This is a genomic window from Pseudomonas sp. MPB23 (assembly GCF_046605395.1).
Classification (GTDB): domain Bacteria; phylum Pseudomonadota; class Gammaproteobacteria; order Pseudomonadales; family Pseudomonadaceae; genus Aquipseudomonas.
In genome coordinates this window covers 147,427-166,733 of the sequence record NZ_CP176771.1, presented here as the reverse complement: position 1 = coordinate 166,733, position 19,307 = coordinate 147,427, and the positions used below count along the sequence as shown (strand labels likewise).

Sequence of the window (19,307 nt, the reverse complement as noted above, 5' to 3'; positions counted from 1 at the left end):
AACCCCCGGCCGGTTTGTCAGTCGTAGCCTTATGAGCTGTCGTTCGGCTGTCCGTATCAAGGAGTCCTGTGCAATGACGCGCACGCGCAAAATCGTGGTTTGGAGCTGTGCCAGCTTCGTTCTGTCAATCGTTGTGGTGGTGCTGGTTCTGGTGTTTTTCGACTGGAATCGCATCAAACCCACTCTCAATGCCAAGGTCTGCGAAGAACTGCATCGCCCGTTTGCCATCAATGGCAACCTGGCCGTGGTGTGGGCGCGCGAGCCCGATGAAGGCGGCTGGCGCGCCTGGCTGCCATGGCCCCATGTGATCGCCGAAGACCTGACCCTGGGCAACCCCGACTGGTCGAAACAAGCGCAGATGGTCAGCCTGAAAAAGGTCGAGCTGCGTATTTCGCCCCTGGCCTTGCTGGTGCAGCGCGTGGTGATCCCGCGTATCGACCTCACCGAGCCCAGCGCCGAGTTGCAGCGCCTGGCTGACGGCCGCGCTAACTGGACCTTCACCTTCGACCCCAAGGACCCGAATGCCGAACCCTCCAACTGGGCGGTGGACATCGGCGCCATCGGCTTCGACAAAGGCCACGTGACCCTTGACGATCAAACCCTCAAGACCCGCCTGGACATCATCATCGACCCCTTGGGCAAACCGATCCCCTTCGGCGAAATCGTCGGCGATGCCGATGCGAAGAAAGCCCTGGAAAAAGGCTCCGCCCCTCAGGACTATGTGTTCGCCCTCAAGGTCAAGGGCCAGTATCACGGCCAGGCACTCGACGGCAGCGGCAAGATCGGTGGCCTGTTGGCCCTGCAGGACGCGGCCAGGCCGTTCCCGCTGCAGGCCCAGGTCAAGATCGCCGACACCCGCATCGCCCTGGCCGGCACCCTCACCGACCCGCTGAACCTCGGCGCCCTGGACCTGCGGCTGAAGCTGTCCGGCAGCAGCCTGGGCAACCTCTACCCGTTGACCGGCGTGACCCTGCCGGATTCGCCGGCCTATTCCACCGACGGCCACTTGATCGCCAAGCTGCACGAGGCCAGCGGCGCGTCATTTCGCTATGAAGGCTTCAACGGCAAGATCGGCGACAGCGATATCCACGGCGACCTCGCCTACGTCGCCAGCCAGCCGCGGCCCAAGCTCAGCGGCACGCTGGTCTCCAATCAGTTGCTGATGACCGACCTCGCCCCGCTGATCGGCGCCGACTCCAACGCCAAGCAAAAGGCGCGTGGCGGCGCCAGCAAACAACCGGCGACCAAGGTGCTGCCAGTGGAAGCGTTCCGCACCGAGCGCTGGCGCGACATGGACGCCGATGTGGAATTCACCGGCAAACGCATCGTCCACAGTGCCGATCTGCCGTTCAACGACCTCTATACCCACCTGGTCCTCACCGACGGTGAACTGAGCCTGGAACCTCTGCGTTTCGGCGTGGCCGGCGGCAAGCTCGATGCGCAGATCCGCCTCAACGGCCGCATCACCCCGATGGAAGGCCGCGCCCGGCTCACCGCGCGCAACTTCAAGCTCAAGCAGTTGTTCCCGACCTTCGAGCCAATGAAAACCAGCTTCGGCGAACTCAACGGCGACGCGGACATCACCGGGCGCGGCAACTCCGTGGCGGCGCTGCTGGGCAGTGCCAATGGCGATCTGAAGATGCTCATCAACGATGGCGCCATCAGCCGCGGCCTGATGGAAATCGCCGGGCTCAACGTGGGCAACTACGTGGTGGGTCGCCTGTTTGGCGACAAGGAAGTGAAGATCAACTGCGCGGCCGCCGACTTCGGCATCAAGACGGGCCTGGCGACCACGCGTCTGTTCGTGTTCGACACCGAGAACGCCATCATCTACATCGACGGCACGGCGAACATGGCCACCGAGCAACTGGACCTCACGATCACCCCGGAGTCCAAAGGCTTTCGCCTGTTCTCGCTGCGTTCGCCGCTGTACGTCAACGGCCCGTTCATCAAGCCCAATGCCGGCGTGAAAGCCATCCCCCTGGCCCTGCGCGGCGCCGGCATGGTCGCACTGGGCGTCATCGCCGGCCCGGCCGCCGGCTTGCTGGCGCTGGTGGCACCGAGCGGCGATGCGCCGAACCAGTGCGCGCCGTTGCTGCAGCAGATGAAGGAAGGCAAGGCGCCGAAGACGGTGAAAGGTTAACCGAGGGCGTGTGAGTGCACATGTGGGAGGGAGCAAGCCCCCTCCCACAGGGGTTACAGGCTTTCGAGGATGTCGGCCATATCGTCCGCGTGCTCTTCTTCCTGGGCCAGGATCTCTTCGAACAGGCGGCGTGTGGTCGGGTCTTTGTCGCCGATGTACTGGATGATTTCGCGGTAGCTGTCCACCGCAATGCGCTCGGCGACCAGGTCTTCGTAGACCATTTCCTTCAAGTTGTTGCCCGCCACGTACTGGGCGTGGGCGTTTTTCGACAGCAGGTCCGGGTTGAACTCCGGCTCGCCGCCCAACTGCACGATACGCTCGGCGAGTTTGTCGGCGTGTTCGGCCTCCTGGGTGGCGTGCTCGAGGAATTCTTCGGCGGCGATCTGGGCTTTGACGCCGCTGGCCATGAAGTAGTGGCGTTTGTAGCGCAGCACGCAGACCAGTTCGGTGGCCAGCGACGCGTTGAGCAGGCGAATGATTTCTTCGCGGTCGGCGTCGTAGCCTTCGGTCACGGCACCGTTTTCGACGTTTTTACGCGCGCGGCTGCGCAGGGTCGCAACGTCAGTCAAGTTTGCTTCAGTCATCTCAATCTCCTGGGGCTGATCCGGTTTACGCCACGCTCTGCCGGCGTGATCGCTCCCAGTTGTGAGTGCTGGCGCGCGGGAAAAGTTTTATTGGATTTGCCCACTGGTGTCATCAGTGCGTCGCAGGGCTGGGTTAGCCTGCGCTCATCTTCCCTCGATCAAGGACGTTCGCTCCATGTCGCAGTCGTTAGCCACGCGTTACCCACTGGTATTGGTCCCCGGCATGTTGGGGTTCGTGCGCCTGGGGTGGTTTGCGTACTGGTATGGCATCGTTCCGGCACTGCGCGCGGGTGGGGCGCAAGTGTTTGCGGTCCAGGTGGCGCCGCTGGATTCCAGTGAAGTGCGCGGCGAGCAGTTGCTCGCCGAGATCGAAAGGATTGTGCAGGAGACCGGCGCCGACAAGGTCAACCTGATCGGCCACAGCCAGGGCGCGCTGACCGCGCGCTATGCGGCGGCCACGCGCCCGGAACGGGTGGCGTCGGTGACCTCGGTGGCCGGTCCCAACCACGGCTCGGAACTGGCGGACCATATCCACGCCCATTACCCGGCCGACAGCGTCAAGGGCCGGCTCATGAGCGCAGGGTTCCATCTGGCGGCCGGGGCGATGAGCCTGCTGGAAACCGGCTATCGCGGCCCACGCTTCAAGGCGGACTTGCACGCCTCCCACCAATCCCTGACCAGCGCCGGTGTGGCGTTGTTCAACCGCCAGTATCCCCAGGGGCTGCCCGAAACCTGGGGCGGGCACGGCGCCGAACAGGTCGACGGCGTGCGCTATTACTCGTGGTCCGGCACCTTGCAGCCGGGCAAGACCGATCGCGGGCGCAACCGGCTGGATGTCACCCACCGCTACTGCCGGTGGTTCGCCCGCAGCTTCGTGCGCGAGCAGGGCCAGTGCGACGGCATGGTCGGGCGCTACAGTTCGCACCTGGGCACGGTGATCGGGGACGATTACGCCCTGGACCACTTCGACATCGTCAACCAGTCCCTGGGCCGGGTGGGCAAGGGCGCCGAGCCGATCCGCTTGTTCGTCGAACATGCCCGGCGGCTGAAGGACGCCGGGGTTTAGGCTTCGCGCTCCGAAAAAACCAACGGGGTCGATGCGGGCGGATTATCCCTCGTCTGGCTGGGAAGATGTAACAGGGTTTGGCTACACTCTCGGAAGGCCGTGCCCGCCGGCACGGTAATAGGGAGAAAACTCCATGAAGATGCTGCGTATTCCGTTGTTGATGATGGGCCTGCTGCTGTGTTCCCAAGGTTTTGCGGCGACCGCCCAGCAAAACAAAATGACCTCCTGTAACGCCGAAGCCACCACCAAGACGCTCAAGGGCGACGAGCGCAAGGCGTTCATGAAAACCTGCCTGTCGGCCCCGGCGGCCAATGATGCCAAGACCCTGACGCCGCAGCAGCAGAAGATGAAGGACTGCAATGCCGACGCCAAGACCAAGGCCTTGACCGGCGACGCACGCAAAACCTTTATGAGCACCTGCCTGAAGAAATAATAGCCCCGGGCCATAGAAGGCTGCGACACTCGTACGCAGCCCGTGTAGGACTGAGTCAGTGGTGGTGAGGGAGGTTGCTCCCTCGCCACAGCAAGCCCGCTCCTGCAACATCCTTTAACGCCGTTTGTTTTGAGGCTGTATGCCAACGTTTTCTCAGCGTCATGTGTTGTTGCTGGCCAGCTACATCATCATTTTCGGCGGGTTGCTGCTGGTTCTGCCGTTGAAATTGTTGCCCAGCCTGCTGGCCGGTCTGTTGGTCTTCGAACTGGTCAACATGCTCACCCCCCAACTGCAACGGTTGATCGAAGGTCGGCGTGCGCGCTGGCTCGCGGTGGCCTTGCTCGGCACCCTGATCGTCAGCGCACTGGCCCTGATCTTCGCCGGCGCCATCAGCTTCCTGCTCCACGAAGCGGAAAACCCCGGGGCCTCCCTCGACAAATTCATGGGCGTGGTCGATCGCGCGCGCGGCCAACTGCCGCCCTTCCTCGACGCCTACCTGCCCGCCAGCGCCGCCGAATTCCGCGTGGCCATCGGCGACTGGATCACCAAACACCTGAGCGAACTGCAACTGGTCGGCAAAGACGCGGCCCACATGTTCGTCACCTTGCTGATCGGCATGGTGCTCGGCGCGATCATCGCCCTGCAGCGCGTGCCCGACGTCACCAAGCGCAAACCGCTGGCCGCGGTGCTGTTCGATCGCCTGCACCTGCTGGTCCAGGCGTTTCGCAACATTGTCTTCGCCCAGATCAAGATCGCCGCGCTCAATACCGTGTTTACCGCGATCTTCCTCGCTGTGGTGCTGCCGTTGTGCGGTATCCACCTGCCGCTGACCAAGACCCTGATCGTGCTGACCTTCCTGCTCGGCCTGCTGCCGGTGATCGGCAACCTGATGTCCAATACCCTGATCACCATCGTCGCCTTGTCGCTGTCGATCTGGGTGGCGGTGGCGGCACTGGGGTATCTGATCGTGATCCACAAGATCGAATACTTCCTCAACGCGCGGATCGTTGGCGGGCAGATCAGTGCCAAGTCGTGGGAATTGCTGTTGGCGATGCTGGTATTCGAGGCGGCGTTCGGCTTGCCGGGGGTGGTGGCAGGGCCGATTTACTATGCGTACCTGAAGAGTGAGTTGAAGCTCGGCGGGATGGTCTAGGGGAGGGCTTATTCTGGGAGTGGGGCTTATTGTGGGAGGGAGCAAGCCCCCTCCCACCTTTGGATGATTCGGCTCAGATGCCGTAGCGCTTGCTGGCCTCGATCGCCAGTCCGCTGCCGATGCTGCCAAAGATATTGCCTTCCACATGCCGCGCATTCGGCAGCATCGCCGAGATGCTGTGGCGCAGCGCCGGAATGCCGCTGGAGCCGCCGGTAAAGAACACCGTGTCCACCTGCGCCACGTCCACCGAGGCGTCGTTGAGCAGTTGGGTCACGCTGTTGCGCACGCGCTCCAGCAGGCCGTCGATGGCCGACTCGAACAGCGTGCGGCTCAGGTCTACGCTCAGGCCCGGTTCAACCCGGTCGAGCAGTACGTGGCGGTTGTCTTCGTGGGTCAGCTGGATCTTGGTTTCTTCGACTTCCATCGCCAGCCAGTGGCCGGCGCGCTGTTCGATCAGCTTGAACAGGCGGTCGATGCCGCCGGTGTCTTCGATGTCGTAGCGCATGCTGCCCAGGGCCAGTTGGGATTTTTGCGAGTACACCGCGTTGATGGTGTGCCAGGTGGCCAGGTTCATGTGGTGGCTGGTGGGCATGTAGGCGCCGCTTTTCATGCGGCTGCCGTAGCCGAACAGCGGCATCATGCCGGCCAGGGACAGTTGTTTGTCGAAGTCGGTACCGCCGATGTGCACGCCGCCGGTGGCGAGGATGTCGTCGTGGCGGTTGTCGTTGTGACGGCGGTCCGGGGACAGGCGCACCAGGGAGAAGTCGGACGTACCGCCGCCGATGTCGACGATCAGCACCAGCTCTTCTTTTTCGATGGTGGACTCGTAGTCGAACGCTGCGGCAATCGGTTCGTACTGGAACGAGATGTCCTTGAAGCCGATCTTGCGCGCCACGTCCACCAGGGTGTTTTCCGCTTCCTGGTCGGCCATCGGGTCGTCATCGACGAAAAACACCGGGCGGCCCAGCACCACTTCCTCGAACTCGCGGCCAGCGGTGGCTTCGGCGCGGCTCTTGAGCTGGCCGATAAACAGCGCCAGCAGGTCGGTGAACGGCATCGCCGTGCCCAGCACGCTGGTGTCGTGCTTGATCAGCTTGGAACCCAGCAGGCTCTTGAGTGAGCGCATCAGCCGGCCTTCGTAGTTCTCCAGGTATTCGTGCAGCGCCAGGCGACCGTAGACCGGGCGACGCTCCTCGAAGTTGAAGAACACCACCGACGGCAACGTGATTTTGTCGTCCTCCAGCGCGATAAGCGTTTCCATGCCGGGGCGGATCCAGCCGACGGTGGAGTTGGACGTGCCGAAGTCGATACCGCAGGCACGGGCTGGGGATGGGTTTTTCATGTCTATCGGGTTCCGGTTGAAAAACGGCCGCGCAGTGTATGCCAGTCGAGGGCGGTTGCGTAGGCCGACCATCTGTTAAATAGCCGGCCATGCGCCTTGAAAGGCCCGGGTTCGCCCCCAACTTGTGCTGCATACGGTCGGTGGCTGCAAGGTAATTCGCGTGGTGCCGATAAACTTCTGAGCCAGCCATCGGCTTCGGGTTGAGATCAGTCAATCCAAATGCTGCAAACCGGCGCATGCTGTGCCCCTGGCTGTGCGATATCGATCACGGAGGGTAACCCCCCAGATGGACTTTAAAGACTATTACAAGATTCTTGGCGTTGAGCCGACTGCGGACGATAAGGCCATCAAGGCCGCCTACCGCAAGCTCGCGCGCAAATATCACCCGGACGTGAGCAAGGAAAAAGACGCCGAAGCCAAGTTCAAGGACGCGTCCGAAGCCTACGAGGCGCTTAAAAGTGCCGACAAACGCGCCGAATACGACGAACTGCGCAAATATGGCCAGCATGGCCAGCCGTTCCAGGGCCCACCGGGCTGGCAGAGCCGTGGCGGGTTTGGCGGCGGCGGCGCGGGCACCGAAGACTTTTCGGACTTCTTCAGCTCGATCTTCGGCGGTCGCGGCGATGCCTTCGGTGGCGGCCAGCGCCGTCCCACCGGGCGTAAAGGCCAGGACGTGGAGATGCAGCTGTCGGTGTTCCTCGAGGAGACACTGTCCAACGAGTCCAAGCAGATCAGCTTCCAGGTGCCGCAATACGACGCCTCGGGCCGGCATGTCAGCAACACCACCAAGAGCCTGAACGTGAAGATCCCCGCCGGTGTGACCGACGGCGAACGCATTCGCCTCAAGGGCCAGGGCGCGCCCGGCGTGGGGGGCGGGGCCAATGGTGACCTGTACCTGGTGATCAAGTTTGCACCGCACCCCAAGTTCGAAGTGGACGGCGAAAACCTGATCATCAACCTGCCGCTGGCGCCGTGGGAGTTGGCGCTGGGGACGGAAGTGGCGGTGCCGACCCTCACCGGCAAGATCAACCTCAAAGTGCCGGCGGGCAGCCAGAATGGCCAGCGCTTGCGCGCCAAGGGCCATGGTTTGCTGAACAAGGCCGGGCAGCGCGGCTACCTGTTCGTCCAGCTCAAGGTGGTCATGCCCAAGCAGGCCGACGACGAGACCATCGCCCTGTGGCAGGAACTGGCGAAGAAAGCCGCTTTCAATCCGCGCGAGCACTTCTAAGCCCGCGCACCGTCAGGCCGAGCGCGGCAGCACCACGGTGAAGGTGGTGCCGTCCGCCGCGCTGGACGTCACGTCAATGCTGCCCCCATGGGCCTGCACCACTTCCTTGACGATAAACAGCCCCAGCCCGAGGCTCGTGGACGTGCCGCCCAGCGCTTCACCGGCGCCACGCACCAGCGGGTCGAATACCGTGCCCAGGGCGGCCTGGGGAATCGGCGGGCCATAGTTGTGCACGCTCAGCACCACGCTGTCCGCCAGGCCTTTGAGGGTCAGGGTCGGCGCCTGGTGCTGGGTGCCGTGCTGCAAGGCATTGCCGATCAGGTTCTGCAGCAACTGGTCAATGCGGCCACGGTCCCACTGGCCTTGCGTGTCGCCCTGCACCTGCAAGGTCGGCTGGCACTCCGGGCGACCGGCGCGGGCTTCATCGATGGCCGCTTGCGCCGCGTCGGCAAGGCTCATGGGTTTGGGCTCGATGGGCAGGCTGCTGCCCAACCGGCTGCGGACAAACTCGAGCAAATCGCTGACCATCGCGGCCATGTGCCGCGCGCCGTTTTTGATATTGCCCACCAGGCTCAACCCCTGGCTGTCCAGCGTTACCTTGCGCAGCAGCATCTCGGTGGACATGTTCACCGCCTGCAGCGGCGCGCGCAGGTCGTGGCCGAGGATGGCGAGGAAGATGTCCCGCGAGCGTGCCACCTGCTCGGCGTAGGCGGCGGTGGATTCGGCCAGGGCTTCGTCGATGGCCTCATTGAAGCGGATCATGTCCTGGAAGTCGGCCAGCGTTGGCGTGTGCAGGTGCTCGACCCACAAACGCAGCACGCACGCGCGCAGGTGGCGGAACTCGGCGGTCATTTGCACCAGGTCAAAGCCCACGGTGTGGCGCAGCTCGCCATGGCTGGCGGCGGCCTGATCCAGGCTGGGGCTTTTGTCGGGGCCTTCGCCCCTGGCCTTGGCCGCTTGTTCGCTGGCGCTCTGGCGGGTGTCCATGTCCCGCGCGGCGGCGAGCAGAATCGAGTGGGCGTGGTCGCGCAACTGCACGCGGTTCAGGGTATCGGCGGCGGGGGTCAGTGTCTGTGCAAACTGCTCCCATTCATCGACGATCAGGTCGGCATGTAACGCAATGAATTCGGATAAACGCATGGCCAGGTTTCCAAAGCGATAAAGGCGCGTGGCGCATCGTAGCGCCATACGCCTCTTCGCTTCAGCGGCACGTCAGGTGTGCCGATGAACGGTCAGAACAGAAAATAGCGCTGGGCCATGGGCAGCACATCCGCCGGTTCGCACCAGAGCAGTTGCCCGTCCGCCTTGACCTGGTAGGTTTGCGGGTCCACGTCGATGTCCGGCAGGTAATCGTTGTGGATCAGGTCGGTTTTCTGCACGTTGCGACAGCCCTTGACCACCGCGATCTGCTTTTTCAACCCCAGCGTTTCGGGCAGGCCGGCGTCGAGGGCGGCCTGGCTGATAAAGGTCAGGCTGGTGGCGTGCAGCGAACTGCCGAAACTGGCGAACATCGGGCGGTAGTGCACCGGTTGCGGGGTGGGGATCGAGGCGTTGGCGTCGCCCATCAGGCTTGAGGCAATCGCGCCGCCCTTGAGGATCAGCGTCGGCTTGATGCCGAAGAACGCCGGGCGCCACAGCACCAGGTCGGCCCATTTGCCCACTTCGATGGACCCGACGATATGGCTGATGCCATGGGTGATCGCCGGGTTGATGGTGTACTTGGCGATGTAGCGCTTGGCGCGGAAGTTGTCGTTGCCGGGGCCGTCGCCGGGCAGGGCCCCGCGCTGTTTTTTCATCTTGTCGGCGGTCTGCCAGGTGCGCGTGATCACTTCGCCGACGCGGCCCATGGCTTGGCTGTCGGAGCTGATCATCGAGAACGCGCCAAGGTCGTGGAGGATGTCTTCGGCGGCGATGGTCTCGCGGCGGATGCGGCTTTCGGCGAAGGCCACGTCTTCGGCGATGCTCGGGTCGAGGTGATGGCAGACCATCAACATGTCCAGGTGCTCGTCGATGGTGTTGCGCGTGAATGGCCGCGTCGGGTTGGTGGAACTGGGCAGCACGTTGGGGAAACCGCAGGCCTTGATGATGTCCGGCGCGTGACCGCCACCGGCGCCTTCGGTGTGGTAGGTGTGGATGGTGCGGCCCTTGAGGGCGGCGAGGGTGGTTTCGACGAAGCCGGATTCGTTGAGGGTGTCGCTGTGGATCGCCACTTGCACATCGTACTGGTCGGCGACGCTCAGGCAGTTGTCGATACTGGCGGGCGTGGTGCCCCAGTCTTCATGCAGCTTCAAGCCGATGGCGCCGGCCTTGACCTGCTCGATCAGCGGCTCCGGCAGGCTGGCGTTGCCTTTGCCGGTGAAGCCGATGTTCATCGGGAACGAATCGCTGGCCTGCAGCATGCGCGCCAGGTGCCACGGACCGGAGGTGCAGGTGGTGGCGTTGGTGCCGGTGGCCGGGCCGGTGCCGCCGCCGATCAGGGTGGTGACGCCGCTGGTCAGCGCTTCTTCGATCTGCTGCGGGCAGATGAAATGCACGTGGCTGTCGATGCCGCCGGCCGTGAGGATCATGCCTTCGCCGGCGATCACTTCGGTGCTGGCGCCGATGGCCATGGTCACGCCGGGCTGGATATCCGGGTTGCCGGCCTTGCCGATGGCATGGATGCGACCGTTCTTGAGGCCGACATCGGCCTTGACGATGCCCCAGTGGTCGATGATCAGCGCGTTGGTGATCAGGGTGTCGACCACTTCGTGGGCGAGCAATTGGCTCTGGCCCTGGCCGTCGCGGATCACTTTGCCGCCGCCGAATTTGACCTCTTCGCCATAGACGGTGAAGTCCTGCTCCACTTCGACGAACAACTCGGTGTCGGCCAGGCGGACCTTGTCGCCGACGGTGGGGCCGTACATGTCGGCGTAGGCTTGGCGGCTGATTTTCATGTGTGGTTGCCCTGAGAAATGTGTGTTGAATGTGAAGTCGCTATCGGGAGCAAGCCCCCTCCCACATGGGAATGCATTCCAACTGTGGGCTTGCTCCCGATGAGGCCCTAAAGGTCGCCCATGATCCGCCCGGCAAACCCGAACACCCGGCGCCCGCCGCTCAAGTCGACCAACTCGACCTCGCGACTCTGCCCCGGCTCGAAGCGCACCGCCGTGCCCGCCGGGATATTCAGGCGCATGCCCCGGCTGGCGGCGCGGTCGAAGGTCAGCGCGTCGTTGGTTTCAAAAAAGTGGTAGTGCGAGCCGACCTGGATCGGCCGGTCGCCGCTGTTGGCCACGCTCAGGGTCACGGTGCGGCGGCCGACGTTGAGTTCGATCTCGCCAGGCTGGATCTGATATTCGCCAGGAATCATGCAGGTTGCCCCAGGGTCTTGAAGTAGATGGCGGTCGGGCTGTAGCGCCCGTCCGGGCTTTGGCAGTAGTCGGGCAGTTCACCGACTTTGGTGTAGCGCAGCGCCTGGTAGAAGGCTTCGGCAGCGGAGCCGGCTTCGGTGTCCAGGTACAGCAGGCCGCGCTTGTGCTGGCGCGCGGCAAGTTCCAGCGCGTGCATCAACTGTTGGCCCAGGCCATGGCGCTGTGCGCTGCTGTGCACCAGCAGTTTTTGCACTTCGGCGCGGTTCAGGCCGTTGGGTTTCTGGCACAGCGCCAACTGCACGCTGGCGAGCACCTGTTCGTCGCGCACCACCACCCAGAGCAGCAGGCTGCTGTCGGCGACGCCGGCTTGGACGCTGTGCCAATAGGTGCGGGCCTGGGCCTCGTCGATGTCGGCCATGAACCCCACCGACGCGCCATGCCTGACCGCATCCAGCAACAGCTCGATCAAGCCCGGGCGGTAATGGGCAAAACTTTCAGCATTGACTCGACGCAGTTGCGTAGCGCTCATCGAACTCACTCCTGGGGCGGTTCCGCGCCCGGATTCAAGATCAGTTGCATAAAGGTCAGGTCGAGCCAGCGGCCGAACTTGATGCCCACTTGTGGCATCTGCCCGGTGGTGACGAACCCCAGGCGCTCATGCAGGCGGATCGAGGCCTGGTTGCCGCTTTCGATGGCGGCCACCATCACGTGTTTGCCGGCGCTGCGCGCGCGTTCGATCAGGGCTTGCATCAGGCGCGGGCCGAGGCCTTTGCCGCGTTGGTCGTGGCGCACGTACACCGAGTGCTCGACGCTGTAGCGAAAGCCCTCGAAGGGCCGCCAGTCGCCGAATGAGGCGTAGCCGGTCACTTCGTCGTTTTCCACCGCGACCAGGATCGGATAACCCTGGGCCCGGCGTGCCGCGAACCAGGCCTGGCGGTTGGCCAGGTCCACCTGTTGCTCGTTCCAGATCGCCAGGGTGTTGAGCACCGCATCGTTGTAGATGGCGCGGATCGCTGGCAAGTCCTGCTCGGTTGCATCACGAATCATGGCCGGGCCTCACGCGATGGGTTGGTGGACGGTCACCAGCTTGGTGCCGTCGGGGAAGGTGGCTTCCACCTGGATATCCGGGATCATTTCCGGGATGCCTTCCATCACCTGTTCGCGGCTGAGCAGGGTGGTGCCGTAGTGCATCAGGTCGGCGACGGTGCGGCCATCGCGGGCGCCTTCCATGAGGGCGGCGGAAATGTAGGCGATGGTTTCCGGGTAGTTGAGCTTCACCCCACGCGCCAGGCGGCGTTCGGCGACGAGGCCGGCAGTGAAGATCAGCAGTTTGTCTTTTTCCCGAGGGGTCAGGTCCATGGTTCAGTCCGTCCTGAAATACATTTGTGAAAACACTAGAGATCAAGTGCTCCAGATTCGTGGTGAGAGCGCTTCCCGTCCCAGTAGCACCGGGCGCAGCAGGCGCCATAAATCGATCAACCATTGCCGCGCCAGCAACGCTTCGCTGGCCAGGCAGCGGGCCACCAGCAGGCCGGGCAACTGGGTCAGGTCGCCGCGCACGGCGTGGGGCAGGGCGCGGCAGGTTTCGAGCAGTTCGGGGTCGATGTCGCCCGTCACCAGCAACGTGGCGAACACCGGTTGCCCATCCAGGCCGATCGGCGAGTCGAGCAAGCCGTCGTCGCCCACCATGCGCTGGCGCTCGTGCCAGAGCAACTGGCCGTCGCGGTGGATATCCAGGTGCGATTGAAAATGGCCGTGGTCGAAGCGCTCGCCGCTGGCCGGGCGGCCCAGGGCGACCACGTCCCAGTAGAACAGTCGCGCATCGCCGTGCAACTCGATGCGCGTGGTGAGTTCGGCCTGGGCGGCACTGAACACGATGGTTTCCTGGGGCAGCCATTCCAGGGTCGCGCCGGCGTCCACCCTCAGGTCCAACTGCTGGAACGCCGGGCTGCTGGCGCGGTACCACTTGGCCGCGCCGGGGCTGGTCAATTGGGCCCAGGCGCCTTCGGCGACGTGGGCGCGGATGTCCAGGCGGTCGCCGCCGGCAATCCCGCCGGGCGGGTGCACGATGATGTGCTGGCACACCTCGGGGCCTTCGGCGTACAGGTGTTTTTGCACGCGCAGCGGACCGAGGTGGCGGCGCATCACCGGGCGTGTGGTGGCGCCGAAACGCGCGTAGCCGAGTTCCAGCTCGGCGTGCCAGCTGGGGGTGAACAGGGCGGGGGACACGGGCAGGTTCATGGTTGTGTGCTTATCGTCAGGACGCCACAGATTAGATGGTTACGAGACCGCGCACACCGTCGCTTTGCATATTTTCACCACGGCCTTGCTGGACGATTTCACCGCGCGACATCACCAGGTACTGGTCGGCCAGTTCGGCGGCAAAGTCGTAGAACTGCTCCACCAGCAGGATCGCCATGTCGCCGCGTGCCGCGAGTTTTTTGATCACCGCGCCGATCTCCTTGATCACCGAGGGCTGGATGCCTTCGGTGGGCTCATCGAGGATCAACAGGCGCGGACGGCTGGCCAGGGCGCGGCCGATGGCCAACTGTTGTTGCTGGCCGCCGGACAAGTCACCGCCACGGCGATGCTTCATTTGCAGCAAGACCGGAAACAGTTCGTAGATAAACGCCGGCACTTGCTTGGCTTCGGAACCGGGAAACCGCGAGAGGCCCATCAGCAGGTTTTCTTCCACCGTCAGCCGCGCGAAAATTTCACGGCCCTGGGGCACGTAGGCGATCCCGGCATGCACGCGCTGGTGCGGCTTGAAACCGGTGATGGCGCGGCCTTCCCACGTCACCGCGCCTTCCTTGGCCGGCAGCAGGCCCATCAGGCACTTGAGCAGGGTGGTCTTGCCCACGCCGTTCCGGCCGAGCAGGCAAGTGACTTCGCCGATCTTCACGTCAAAAGACAGCCCGCGCAAAATGTGGCTGCCGCCGTAATACTGGTGCAGCTTGTCGACTTGCAACATGCAAAAACTCCTCAGATCCTTTGTGGGAGGGGCTTGCTCCCGATAGCTGTGGGTCAGGGACATCTATATCAACTGACAGTCAGCAATCGGGAGCAAGCCCCCTCCCACATAAAGCAAGTCCGTGTCCGGTTCAGCGGCCGAGGTAGACCTCGATCACCCGCTCGTTTTCCTGCACCTGTTCCAACGACCCTTCGGCCAGCACGCTGCCCTGGTGCAACACGGTGACGTGGTCGGCAATCGAGCCGACAAAGCCCATGTCGTGTTCCACCACCATCAGCGAATGCTTGCCCGCCAGGCGCTTGAACAGCTCGGCGGTGAATTCGGTTTCGGCGTCGGTCATGCCCGCCACCGGTTCGTCCAGCAGCAACAGTTGCGGGTCTTGCATCAGCAGCATGCCGATTTCCAGGAACTGCTTCTGGCCGTGGGACAGCAGGCCGGCCTGGCGATGCAGCGAGGCGCTGAGGCGAACGGTGTCCAGCACCTCTTCGATGCGGTCTTTCTGCTCGCCGCTCAGGCGCGCGCGCAGGCTGGCCCAGACGGACTTGTCGGTCTTCTGCGCCAGCTCCAGGTTCTCGAACACGCTCAAGGCTTCGAACACCGTGGGCTTCTGGAACTTGCGGCCGATGCCGGCCTGGGCGATCTGCACCTCGCTCATCTCGGTCAGATCGAGGGTTTCGCCGAACCAGGCGTTGCCGTGGCTGGGGCGGGTCTTGCCGGTGATCACGTCCATCAGCGTGGTCTTGCCCGCACCGTTGGGGCCGATGATGCAGCGCAATTCGCCGACGCCGATGTACAGGTTCAAATCGTTCAGCGCCTTGAAACCGTCGAAGCTGACGCTGATGTCTTCCAGGGTCAGGATCGTGCCGTGGCGCGTATTGAGGCCCTTGCCTGCGGCCTGGCCGAGGCCGATCGCGTCGCGGCCGCTGCCGGCATCGAAAATAGGTTCAAGCATGACGTTCCTCATTTCTTCAGCAGGCCGATAACGCCCTTGGGCAGATACAGGGTGACGATGATGAACAGCGCCCCGAGGAAGAACAGCCAGTATTCCGGGAAGGCCACGGTGAACCAGCTCTTCATGCCATTGACCACGCCGGCGCCGAGCAACGGCCCGATCAGCGTGCCGCGCCCGCCGAGGGCCACCCACACGGCGGCTTCGATGGAGTTGGTCGGCGACATTTCGCTGGGGTTGATGATGCCCACTTGCGGCACGTACAACGCCCCGGCCAACCCGCACATCACCGCGCTCAATACCCACACGAACAGCTTGAAGCCGCGCGGGTCGTAGCCGCAGAACATCAGGCGGTTCTCGGCATCGCGCAGGGCGGTCAGCACCCGGCCGAATTTGCTCCGGGCCAGGCGCCAGCCGACGTACAGGCACGCCACCAGCAGCAACACGGTGGTCACGAACAGCACCGCCCGCGTGCCCGGTGCGGTGATGCCGAAACCGAGGATGCTGCGGAAATTGGTGAAGCCGTTATTGCCGCCGAACCCGGTCTCGTTGCGAAAGAACAGCAGCATCCCGGCAAAGGTCAGCGCCTGGGTCATGATCGAGAAATACACGCCCTTGATCCGCGAGCGGAAGGCGAAGAAACCGAACACCAGCGCCAGCAGCCCCGGCGCCAGCACCACCAGGCACAAGGCCCAGAGGAAGTGCTCGGTGCCGATCCAGTACCAGGGCAGTTCGGTCCACGACAGAAACGTCATGAACGCCGGCAACTCATCGCCGGACGCCTGGCGCATCAGGTACATGCCCATCGCGTAGCCGCCGAGGGCAAAGAACAAGCCGTGGCCGAGGGACAACATCCCCGCGTAACCCCACACCAGGTCCAGCGCGAGGGCGACGATGGCGTAGCAGAGGATCTTGCCCACCAGCGTCAGGGTGTAGGCCGAGACGTGCAGCGGGTTGTCCGCCGACAGCAGGGAACACAACGGCAAGGCCAGCAGCAGAATCAGGATCAGCGCGCCGACGGCAAGCGTCACCTTGGGGCCGGCCTTTTGCGTGGCCGTGAGCATCAATGGCTGGTTCATCAGTCGATCACCCGTCCTTTCAGTGCGAAGAGTCCCTGCGGGCGTTTCTGGATAAACAGAATGATCAGCGCGAGGATCAGGATCTTGCCGAGCACGGCACCGATCTGCGGTTCGAGGATCTTGTTGGCGATGCCCAGGCCGAAGGCGGCCATGACGCTACCGGCCAACTGGCCGACACCGCCGAGCACCACCACCAGGAACGAGTCGATGATGTAGCTCTGGCCCAGGTCCGGGCCGACATTGCCGATCTGGCTCAGCGCCACGCCGCCAAGCCCGGCGATGCCGGAGCCGAGGCCGAAGGCGAGCATGTCCACGCGCCCGGTGGGCACGCCGCAGCAGGCGGCCATGTTGCGGTTCTGGGTCACGGCGCGCACGTTGAGGCCCAGGCGTGTCTTGTTCAGCAGCAGCCAGGTCAGCACCACCACGAACAGCGCGAAGGCGATGATGACGATGCGGTTGTACGGCAGCACCAGGTTGGGCAGCACCTGGATGCCGCCGGACAGCCACGCGGGGTTGGCGACTTCGACGTTCTGCGCGCCGAACACCAGGCGCACGGCCTGGATCAGCATCAGGCTGATGCCCCAGGTGGCGAGCAGGGTTTCCAGGGGGCGGCCGTACAGGTGACGAATCACCGTGCGTTCCAGGGCCATGCCGATGGCCGCCGTGACCAGGAACGCCACCGGCAGCGCGATCAGCGGGTAGAACTCGATGGCCTGCGGCACGTAGCGTTGCATCAGCAACTGCACCACATAGGTGGAGTAGGCGCCGAGCATCAGCATCTCGCCGTGGGCCATGTTGATCACACCAAGCAGGCCGAAGGTGATCGCCAGGCCCAGGGCCGCCAGCAGCAGGATCGAGCCCAGGGACATGCCGCTGAAGGCCTGGCCGAGCATCTCGCCCATCAGCAGCTTGCGTTTGACTTGGGCCAGGCTGGTCTCGGCGGCGGTGTGCACGGTGGCGTCGGTTTCCACGCCGGGGGCGAGCAGGGTTTCCAGGCGGGTGCGCGCCAGCGGGTCGCCGGTGCTGCCGAGCAGGCGCACGGCGGCCAGGCGTATCACTGGGTCGCTGTCCACCAGTTGCAGGTTGGCCAGGGCCAGGCTGAGGGCGGTGTGCACGTCCTCGTTGGTCTCGGCGGCGACCTGCTGGTCGAGGAATTTGAGCTGCGCCGGTTGCGCGGTTTTTTGCAGGGTCTGCGCGGCGGCCAGGCGTACCTTGGGGTCGGCGGCGAGCAGTTGCTGGCTGGCCTGGACGTTGTCGATCAGGCCGCGCAGGCGGTTGTTCAGGCGCACGGTCTTGGTTTCACCGTTGACCGTCAGTTGGCCTTGTTGCAGGGCGTCCACCAACTCGATGCGCGCCGGGTCGGGCTGCGCGGCCCAGTCCTGGAGGAGCTTGGCTTGTTGCGCGGGGTTGGCGGCGAGGAAGTCGTCGGCGTCACCGGCGTGTGTGCCGAAGGGCAGCAACAGCAGGGCGGCGAGGATGAGGCGGTGGAGGGCAGTGAGCATCACAAAATGTCCTGATCATGCACGGACCGGCTTTATGTGGGAGGGAGCAAGCCCCCTCCCACATGGGTCTGTAGTGGGGCTTTAGTTGCTCTTCACGGCGTAGTCCGGCTTCTTGTCATTGCCGGGAATGTACGGGCTCCAGGGTTGGGCGCGGATCGGTTCCTGGGTCTGCCATACCACCGAGAACTGCCCGTCGGCCTGGATTTCGCCGATCATTACCGGCTTGTGCAGGTGGTGGTTGGTCTTGTCCATGGTCAGGGTGAAGCCCGACGGTGCGTTGAAGGTCTGGCCGGCCAGGGCTTCACGCACTTTGTCGACGTCGGTGGACTTGGCTTTCTCGGCCGCCTGCGCCCACATATGGATGCCCACGTAGGTGGCTTCCATCGGGTCGTTGGTCACGGCTTTGTCCGCGCCCGGCAGGTTGTGTTTCTTGGCATAGGCTTTCCAGTCCGCCACGAACTTCTTGTTCACCGGGTTTTCCACCGACTGGAAGTAGTTCCACGCCGCGAGGTTGCCCACCAACGGCTTGGTGTCGATGCCGCGCAGTTCTTCTTCGCCCACCGAGAACGCCACCACCGGTACGTCGGTGGCTTTGAGGCCCTGGTTGGCCAGCTCTTTGTAGAACGGCACGTTGGAGTCGCCGTTCACGGTGGAGATCACGGCGGTTTTGCCGCCGGCGGAGAACTTCTTGATGTTGGCGACGATGGTCTGGTAATCGGCGTGGCCGAACGGGGTGTAGACCTCTTCGATGTCTTTGTCCGCGACGCCTTTGGAATGCAGGAACGAGCGCAGGATCTTGTTGGTGGTGCGCGGGTACACGTAGTCGGTGCCGAGCAGGAAGAAGCGCTTGGCGCCGCCGCCGTCTTCACTCATCAGGTATTCCACCGCCGGGATCGCCTGCTGGTTCGGCGCTGCACCGGTGTAGAACACGTTGGGCGACATCTCTTCGCCTTCGTATTGCACCGGGTAGAACAGCAAGCCGTTGAGTTCTTCGAACACCGGCAACACCGATTTGCGCGACACCGAAGTCCAGCAGCCGAACACCACGGCGACCTTGTCCTGGGTCAGCAACTGCCGGCCTTTCTCGGCGAACAGCGGCCAGTTCGACGCCGGGTCGACCACCACCGGTTCGAGCATCTTGCCGTTCACCCCGCCCTTGGCGTTGATCTCGTCGATGGTCATCAGCGCCATGTCCTTGAGGGACGTTTCGGAGATGGCCATGGTCCCGGACAGCGAATGCAGGATGCCGACCTTGATGGTCTCGGCGGCCTGGAGGGTCCAGGTCATGCCCATGGCGGCAATGGATGCCGACAGAGTGAAAGCCTTGATCAAGCTGCGACGCTTCATGGTGCGGTCTCCGTGAACGTTATTTTTCGAGGGGCAGAGCTGAACACTGAAGAGGACATAGCAAAGGCTGTGCCCGATGGCCGCATGCCCTGTTTGGTGGGCGTTGATGCGACGGTTGGCGCGAACCCGCACCAAGAGTGGGCGTTTGGATGCCATTGGTGCA

The 19,307-nt window shown here is 63.8% G+C and carries 19 protein-coding genes; 5 read left to right on the top strand and 14 right to left on the bottom strand.

Annotated elements, in window-relative coordinates:
* The first annotated feature begins 73 nt into the window (after positions 1–73).
* Complete coding sequence (locus ACLH0J_RS00705; protein ID WP_411390470.1) at positions 74–2,143, top strand: AsmA family protein; 2,070 nt, start codon at positions 74–76, stop codon at positions 2,141–2,143.
* A gap of 53 nt (positions 2,144–2,196) precedes the next feature.
* Here ACLH0J_RS00705 and ACLH0J_RS00700 read toward each other — a convergent pair whose 3' ends face one another.
* Positions 2,197–2,727, bottom strand: coding sequence for a bacterioferritin (locus ACLH0J_RS00700; protein ID WP_411390469.1), 531 nt, complete (start codon positions 2,725–2,727; stop codon positions 2,197–2,199).
* 175 nt (positions 2,728–2,902) lie between these two features.
* Between ACLH0J_RS00700 and ACLH0J_RS00695 the strand changes: the two genes are divergently transcribed.
* From ACLH0J_RS00695 to ACLH0J_RS00685, 3 genes are all read left to right on the top strand, one after another.
* The gene (locus tag ACLH0J_RS00695) at positions 2,903–3,793 is read left to right on the top strand and encodes an esterase/lipase family protein (protein WP_411390468.1); all 891 of its coding nucleotides are present in this window, start codon (positions 2,903–2,905) and stop codon (positions 3,791–3,793) included.
* A gap of 133 nt (positions 3,794–3,926) precedes the next feature.
* Positions 3,927–4,226, top strand: coding sequence for a PsiF family protein (locus ACLH0J_RS00690; protein WP_010563372.1), 300 nt, complete (start codon positions 3,927–3,929; stop codon positions 4,224–4,226).
* A 139-nt stretch (positions 4,227–4,365) separates the two neighbouring features.
* Positions 4,366–5,379: an AI-2E family transporter gene (locus tag ACLH0J_RS00685; protein WP_411390467.1), complete on the top strand. Its 1,014-nt coding sequence runs from the start codon at positions 4,366–4,368 to the stop codon at positions 5,377–5,379.
* Positions 5,380–5,452: 73 nt separating this feature from the next.
* Here the strand turns inward: ACLH0J_RS00685 and ACLH0J_RS00680 are convergent, their stop codons facing one another.
* The gene (locus ACLH0J_RS00680; protein WP_411390466.1) at positions 5,453–6,721 is read right to left on the bottom strand and encodes an Hsp70 family protein; all 1,269 of its coding nucleotides are present in this window, start codon (positions 6,719–6,721) and stop codon (positions 5,453–5,455) included.
* Positions 6,722–7,007: 286 nt separating this feature from the next.
* On the opposite strand from ACLH0J_RS00680, the gene ACLH0J_RS00675 reads away from it, so the two are divergent.
* Positions 7,008–7,949: a DnaJ C-terminal domain-containing protein gene (locus ACLH0J_RS00675; protein ID WP_411390465.1), complete on the top strand. Its 942-nt coding sequence runs from the start codon at positions 7,008–7,010 to the stop codon at positions 7,947–7,949.
* A 12-nt stretch (positions 7,950–7,961) separates the two neighbouring features.
* Here ACLH0J_RS00675 and ACLH0J_RS00670 read toward each other — a convergent pair whose 3' ends face one another.
* The 12 genes from ACLH0J_RS00670 to urtA all read right to left on the bottom strand — a co-directional run bounded on the left by ACLH0J_RS00670 (position 7,962) and on the right by urtA (position 19,144).
* Positions 7,962–9,089, bottom strand: coding sequence for a sensor histidine kinase (locus ACLH0J_RS00670; protein WP_411390464.1), 1,128 nt, complete (start codon positions 9,087–9,089; stop codon positions 7,962–7,964).
* 92 nt (positions 9,090–9,181) lie between these two features.
* Positions 9,182–10,882, bottom strand: coding sequence for an urease subunit alpha (gene ureC / locus ACLH0J_RS00665; protein ID WP_411390463.1), 1,701 nt, complete (start codon positions 10,880–10,882; stop codon positions 9,182–9,184).
* A 107-nt stretch (positions 10,883–10,989) separates the two neighbouring features.
* Positions 10,990–11,295: an urease subunit beta gene (locus ACLH0J_RS00660; RefSeq protein WP_321142462.1), complete on the bottom strand. Its 306-nt coding sequence runs from the start codon at positions 11,293–11,295 to the stop codon at positions 10,990–10,992.
* Positions 11,292–11,825: an N-acetyltransferase family protein gene (locus ACLH0J_RS00655; RefSeq protein ID WP_411390462.1), complete on the bottom strand. Its 534-nt coding sequence runs from the start codon at positions 11,823–11,825 to the stop codon at positions 11,292–11,294. Before ACLH0J_RS00655 ends, ACLH0J_RS00660 begins: the two co-directional genes overlap by 4 nt.
* Positions 11,826–11,830: 5 nt before the next feature.
* Positions 11,831–12,343: an N-acetyltransferase family protein gene (locus ACLH0J_RS00650; protein WP_411390461.1), complete on the bottom strand. Its 513-nt coding sequence runs from the start codon at positions 12,341–12,343 to the stop codon at positions 11,831–11,833.
* A 9-nt stretch (positions 12,344–12,352) separates the two neighbouring features.
* Positions 12,353–12,655, bottom strand: a complete 303-nt coding sequence (gene ureA / locus ACLH0J_RS00645) for an urease subunit gamma (protein WP_003171437.1) — start codon at positions 12,653–12,655, stop codon at positions 12,353–12,355.
* A 42-nt stretch (positions 12,656–12,697) separates the two neighbouring features.
* Entirely contained in the window at positions 12,698–13,537 is an 840-nt protein-coding gene (locus ACLH0J_RS00640) for an urease accessory protein UreD (RefSeq protein ID WP_411390460.1), read from the bottom strand.
* Positions 13,538–13,568: 31 nt separating this feature from the next.
* Positions 13,569–14,267, bottom strand: coding sequence for an urea ABC transporter ATP-binding subunit UrtE (gene urtE, locus ACLH0J_RS00635; RefSeq protein ID WP_411390459.1), 699 nt, complete (start codon positions 14,265–14,267; stop codon positions 13,569–13,571).
* A gap of 130 nt (positions 14,268–14,397) precedes the next feature.
* Positions 14,398–15,231 carry an urea ABC transporter ATP-binding protein UrtD gene (gene urtD / locus ACLH0J_RS00630; RefSeq protein WP_411390458.1) on the bottom strand — a complete coding sequence of 278 codons (834 nt, stop codon included), beginning with the start codon at positions 15,229–15,231 and terminating at the stop codon, positions 14,398–14,400.
* The gene (gene urtC, locus ACLH0J_RS00625) at positions 15,228–16,295 is read right to left on the bottom strand and encodes an urea ABC transporter permease subunit UrtC (protein WP_411390457.1); all 1,068 of its coding nucleotides are present in this window, start codon (positions 16,293–16,295) and stop codon (positions 15,228–15,230) included. The genes urtD and urtC overlap by 4 nt, the downstream gene beginning before the upstream one ends.
* On the bottom strand, positions 16,295–17,797 hold the full coding sequence (gene urtB, locus ACLH0J_RS00620) for an urea ABC transporter permease subunit UrtB (RefSeq protein ID WP_411390456.1): 1,503 nt from the start codon (positions 17,795–17,797) through the stop codon (positions 16,295–16,297). The genes urtC and urtB overlap by 1 nt, the downstream gene beginning before the upstream one ends.
* Before the next feature lie 81 nt (positions 17,798–17,878).
* The gene (urtA, locus tag ACLH0J_RS00615) at positions 17,879–19,144 is read right to left on the bottom strand and encodes an urea ABC transporter substrate-binding protein (protein WP_010563386.1); all 1,266 of its coding nucleotides are present in this window, start codon (positions 19,142–19,144) and stop codon (positions 17,879–17,881) included.
* Positions 19,145–19,307: the final 163 nt, after the last annotated feature.

Coding starts and splice junctions, on each gene's coding strand:
- ACLH0J_RS00705 (WP_411390470.1), top strand. CDS start 74: ATGACGCGCACGCGCAAAATCGTGGTTTGGAGCTGTGCCAGCTTCGTT.
- ACLH0J_RS00700 (WP_411390469.1), bottom strand. CDS start 2,727: ATGACTGAAGCAAACTTGACTGACGTTGCGACCCTGCGCAGCCGCGCG.
- ACLH0J_RS00695 (WP_411390468.1), top strand. CDS start 2,903: ATGTCGCAGTCGTTAGCCACGCGTTACCCACTGGTATTGGTCCCCGGC.
- ACLH0J_RS00690 (WP_010563372.1), top strand. CDS start 3,927: ATGAAGATGCTGCGTATTCCGTTGTTGATGATGGGCCTGCTGCTGTGT.
- ACLH0J_RS00685 (WP_411390467.1), top strand. CDS start 4,366: ATGCCAACGTTTTCTCAGCGTCATGTGTTGTTGCTGGCCAGCTACATC.
- ACLH0J_RS00680 (WP_411390466.1), bottom strand. CDS start 6,721: ATGAAAAACCCATCCCCAGCCCGTGCCTGCGGTATCGACTTCGGCACG.
- ACLH0J_RS00675 (WP_411390465.1), top strand. CDS start 7,008: ATGGACTTTAAAGACTATTACAAGATTCTTGGCGTTGAGCCGACTGCG.
- ACLH0J_RS00670 (WP_411390464.1), bottom strand. CDS start 9,089: ATGCGTTTATCCGAATTCATTGCGTTACATGCCGACCTGATCGTCGAT.
- ureC (WP_411390463.1), bottom strand. CDS start 10,882: ATGAAAATCAGCCGCCAAGCCTACGCCGACATGTACGGCCCCACCGTC.
- ACLH0J_RS00660 (WP_321142462.1), bottom strand. CDS start 11,295: ATGATTCCTGGCGAATATCAGATCCAGCCTGGCGAGATCGAACTCAAC.
- ACLH0J_RS00655 (WP_411390462.1), bottom strand. CDS start 11,825: ATGAGCGCTACGCAACTGCGTCGAGTCAATGCTGAAAGTTTTGCCCAT.
- ACLH0J_RS00650 (WP_411390461.1), bottom strand. CDS start 12,343: ATGATTCGTGATGCAACCGAGCAGGACTTGCCAGCGATCCGCGCCATC.
- ureA (WP_003171437.1), bottom strand. CDS start 12,655: ATGGACCTGACCCCTCGGGAAAAAGACAAACTGCTGATCTTCACTGCC.
- ACLH0J_RS00640 (WP_411390460.1), bottom strand. CDS start 13,537: ATGAACCTGCCCGTGTCCCCCGCCCTGTTCACCCCCAGCTGGCACGCC.
- urtE (WP_411390459.1), bottom strand. CDS start 14,267: ATGTTGCAAGTCGACAAGCTGCACCAGTATTACGGCGGCAGCCACATT.
- urtD (WP_411390458.1), bottom strand. CDS start 15,231: ATGAGGAACGTCATGCTTGAACCTATTTTCGATGCCGGCAGCGGCCGC.
- urtC (WP_411390457.1), bottom strand. CDS start 16,295: ATGAACCAGCCATTGATGCTCACGGCCACGCAAAAGGCCGGCCCCAAG.
- urtB (WP_411390456.1), bottom strand. CDS start 17,797: ATGCTCACTGCCCTCCACCGCCTCATCCTCGCCGCCCTGCTGTTGCTG.
- urtA (WP_010563386.1), bottom strand. CDS start 19,144: ATGAAGCGTCGCAGCTTGATCAAGGCTTTCACTCTGTCGGCATCCATT.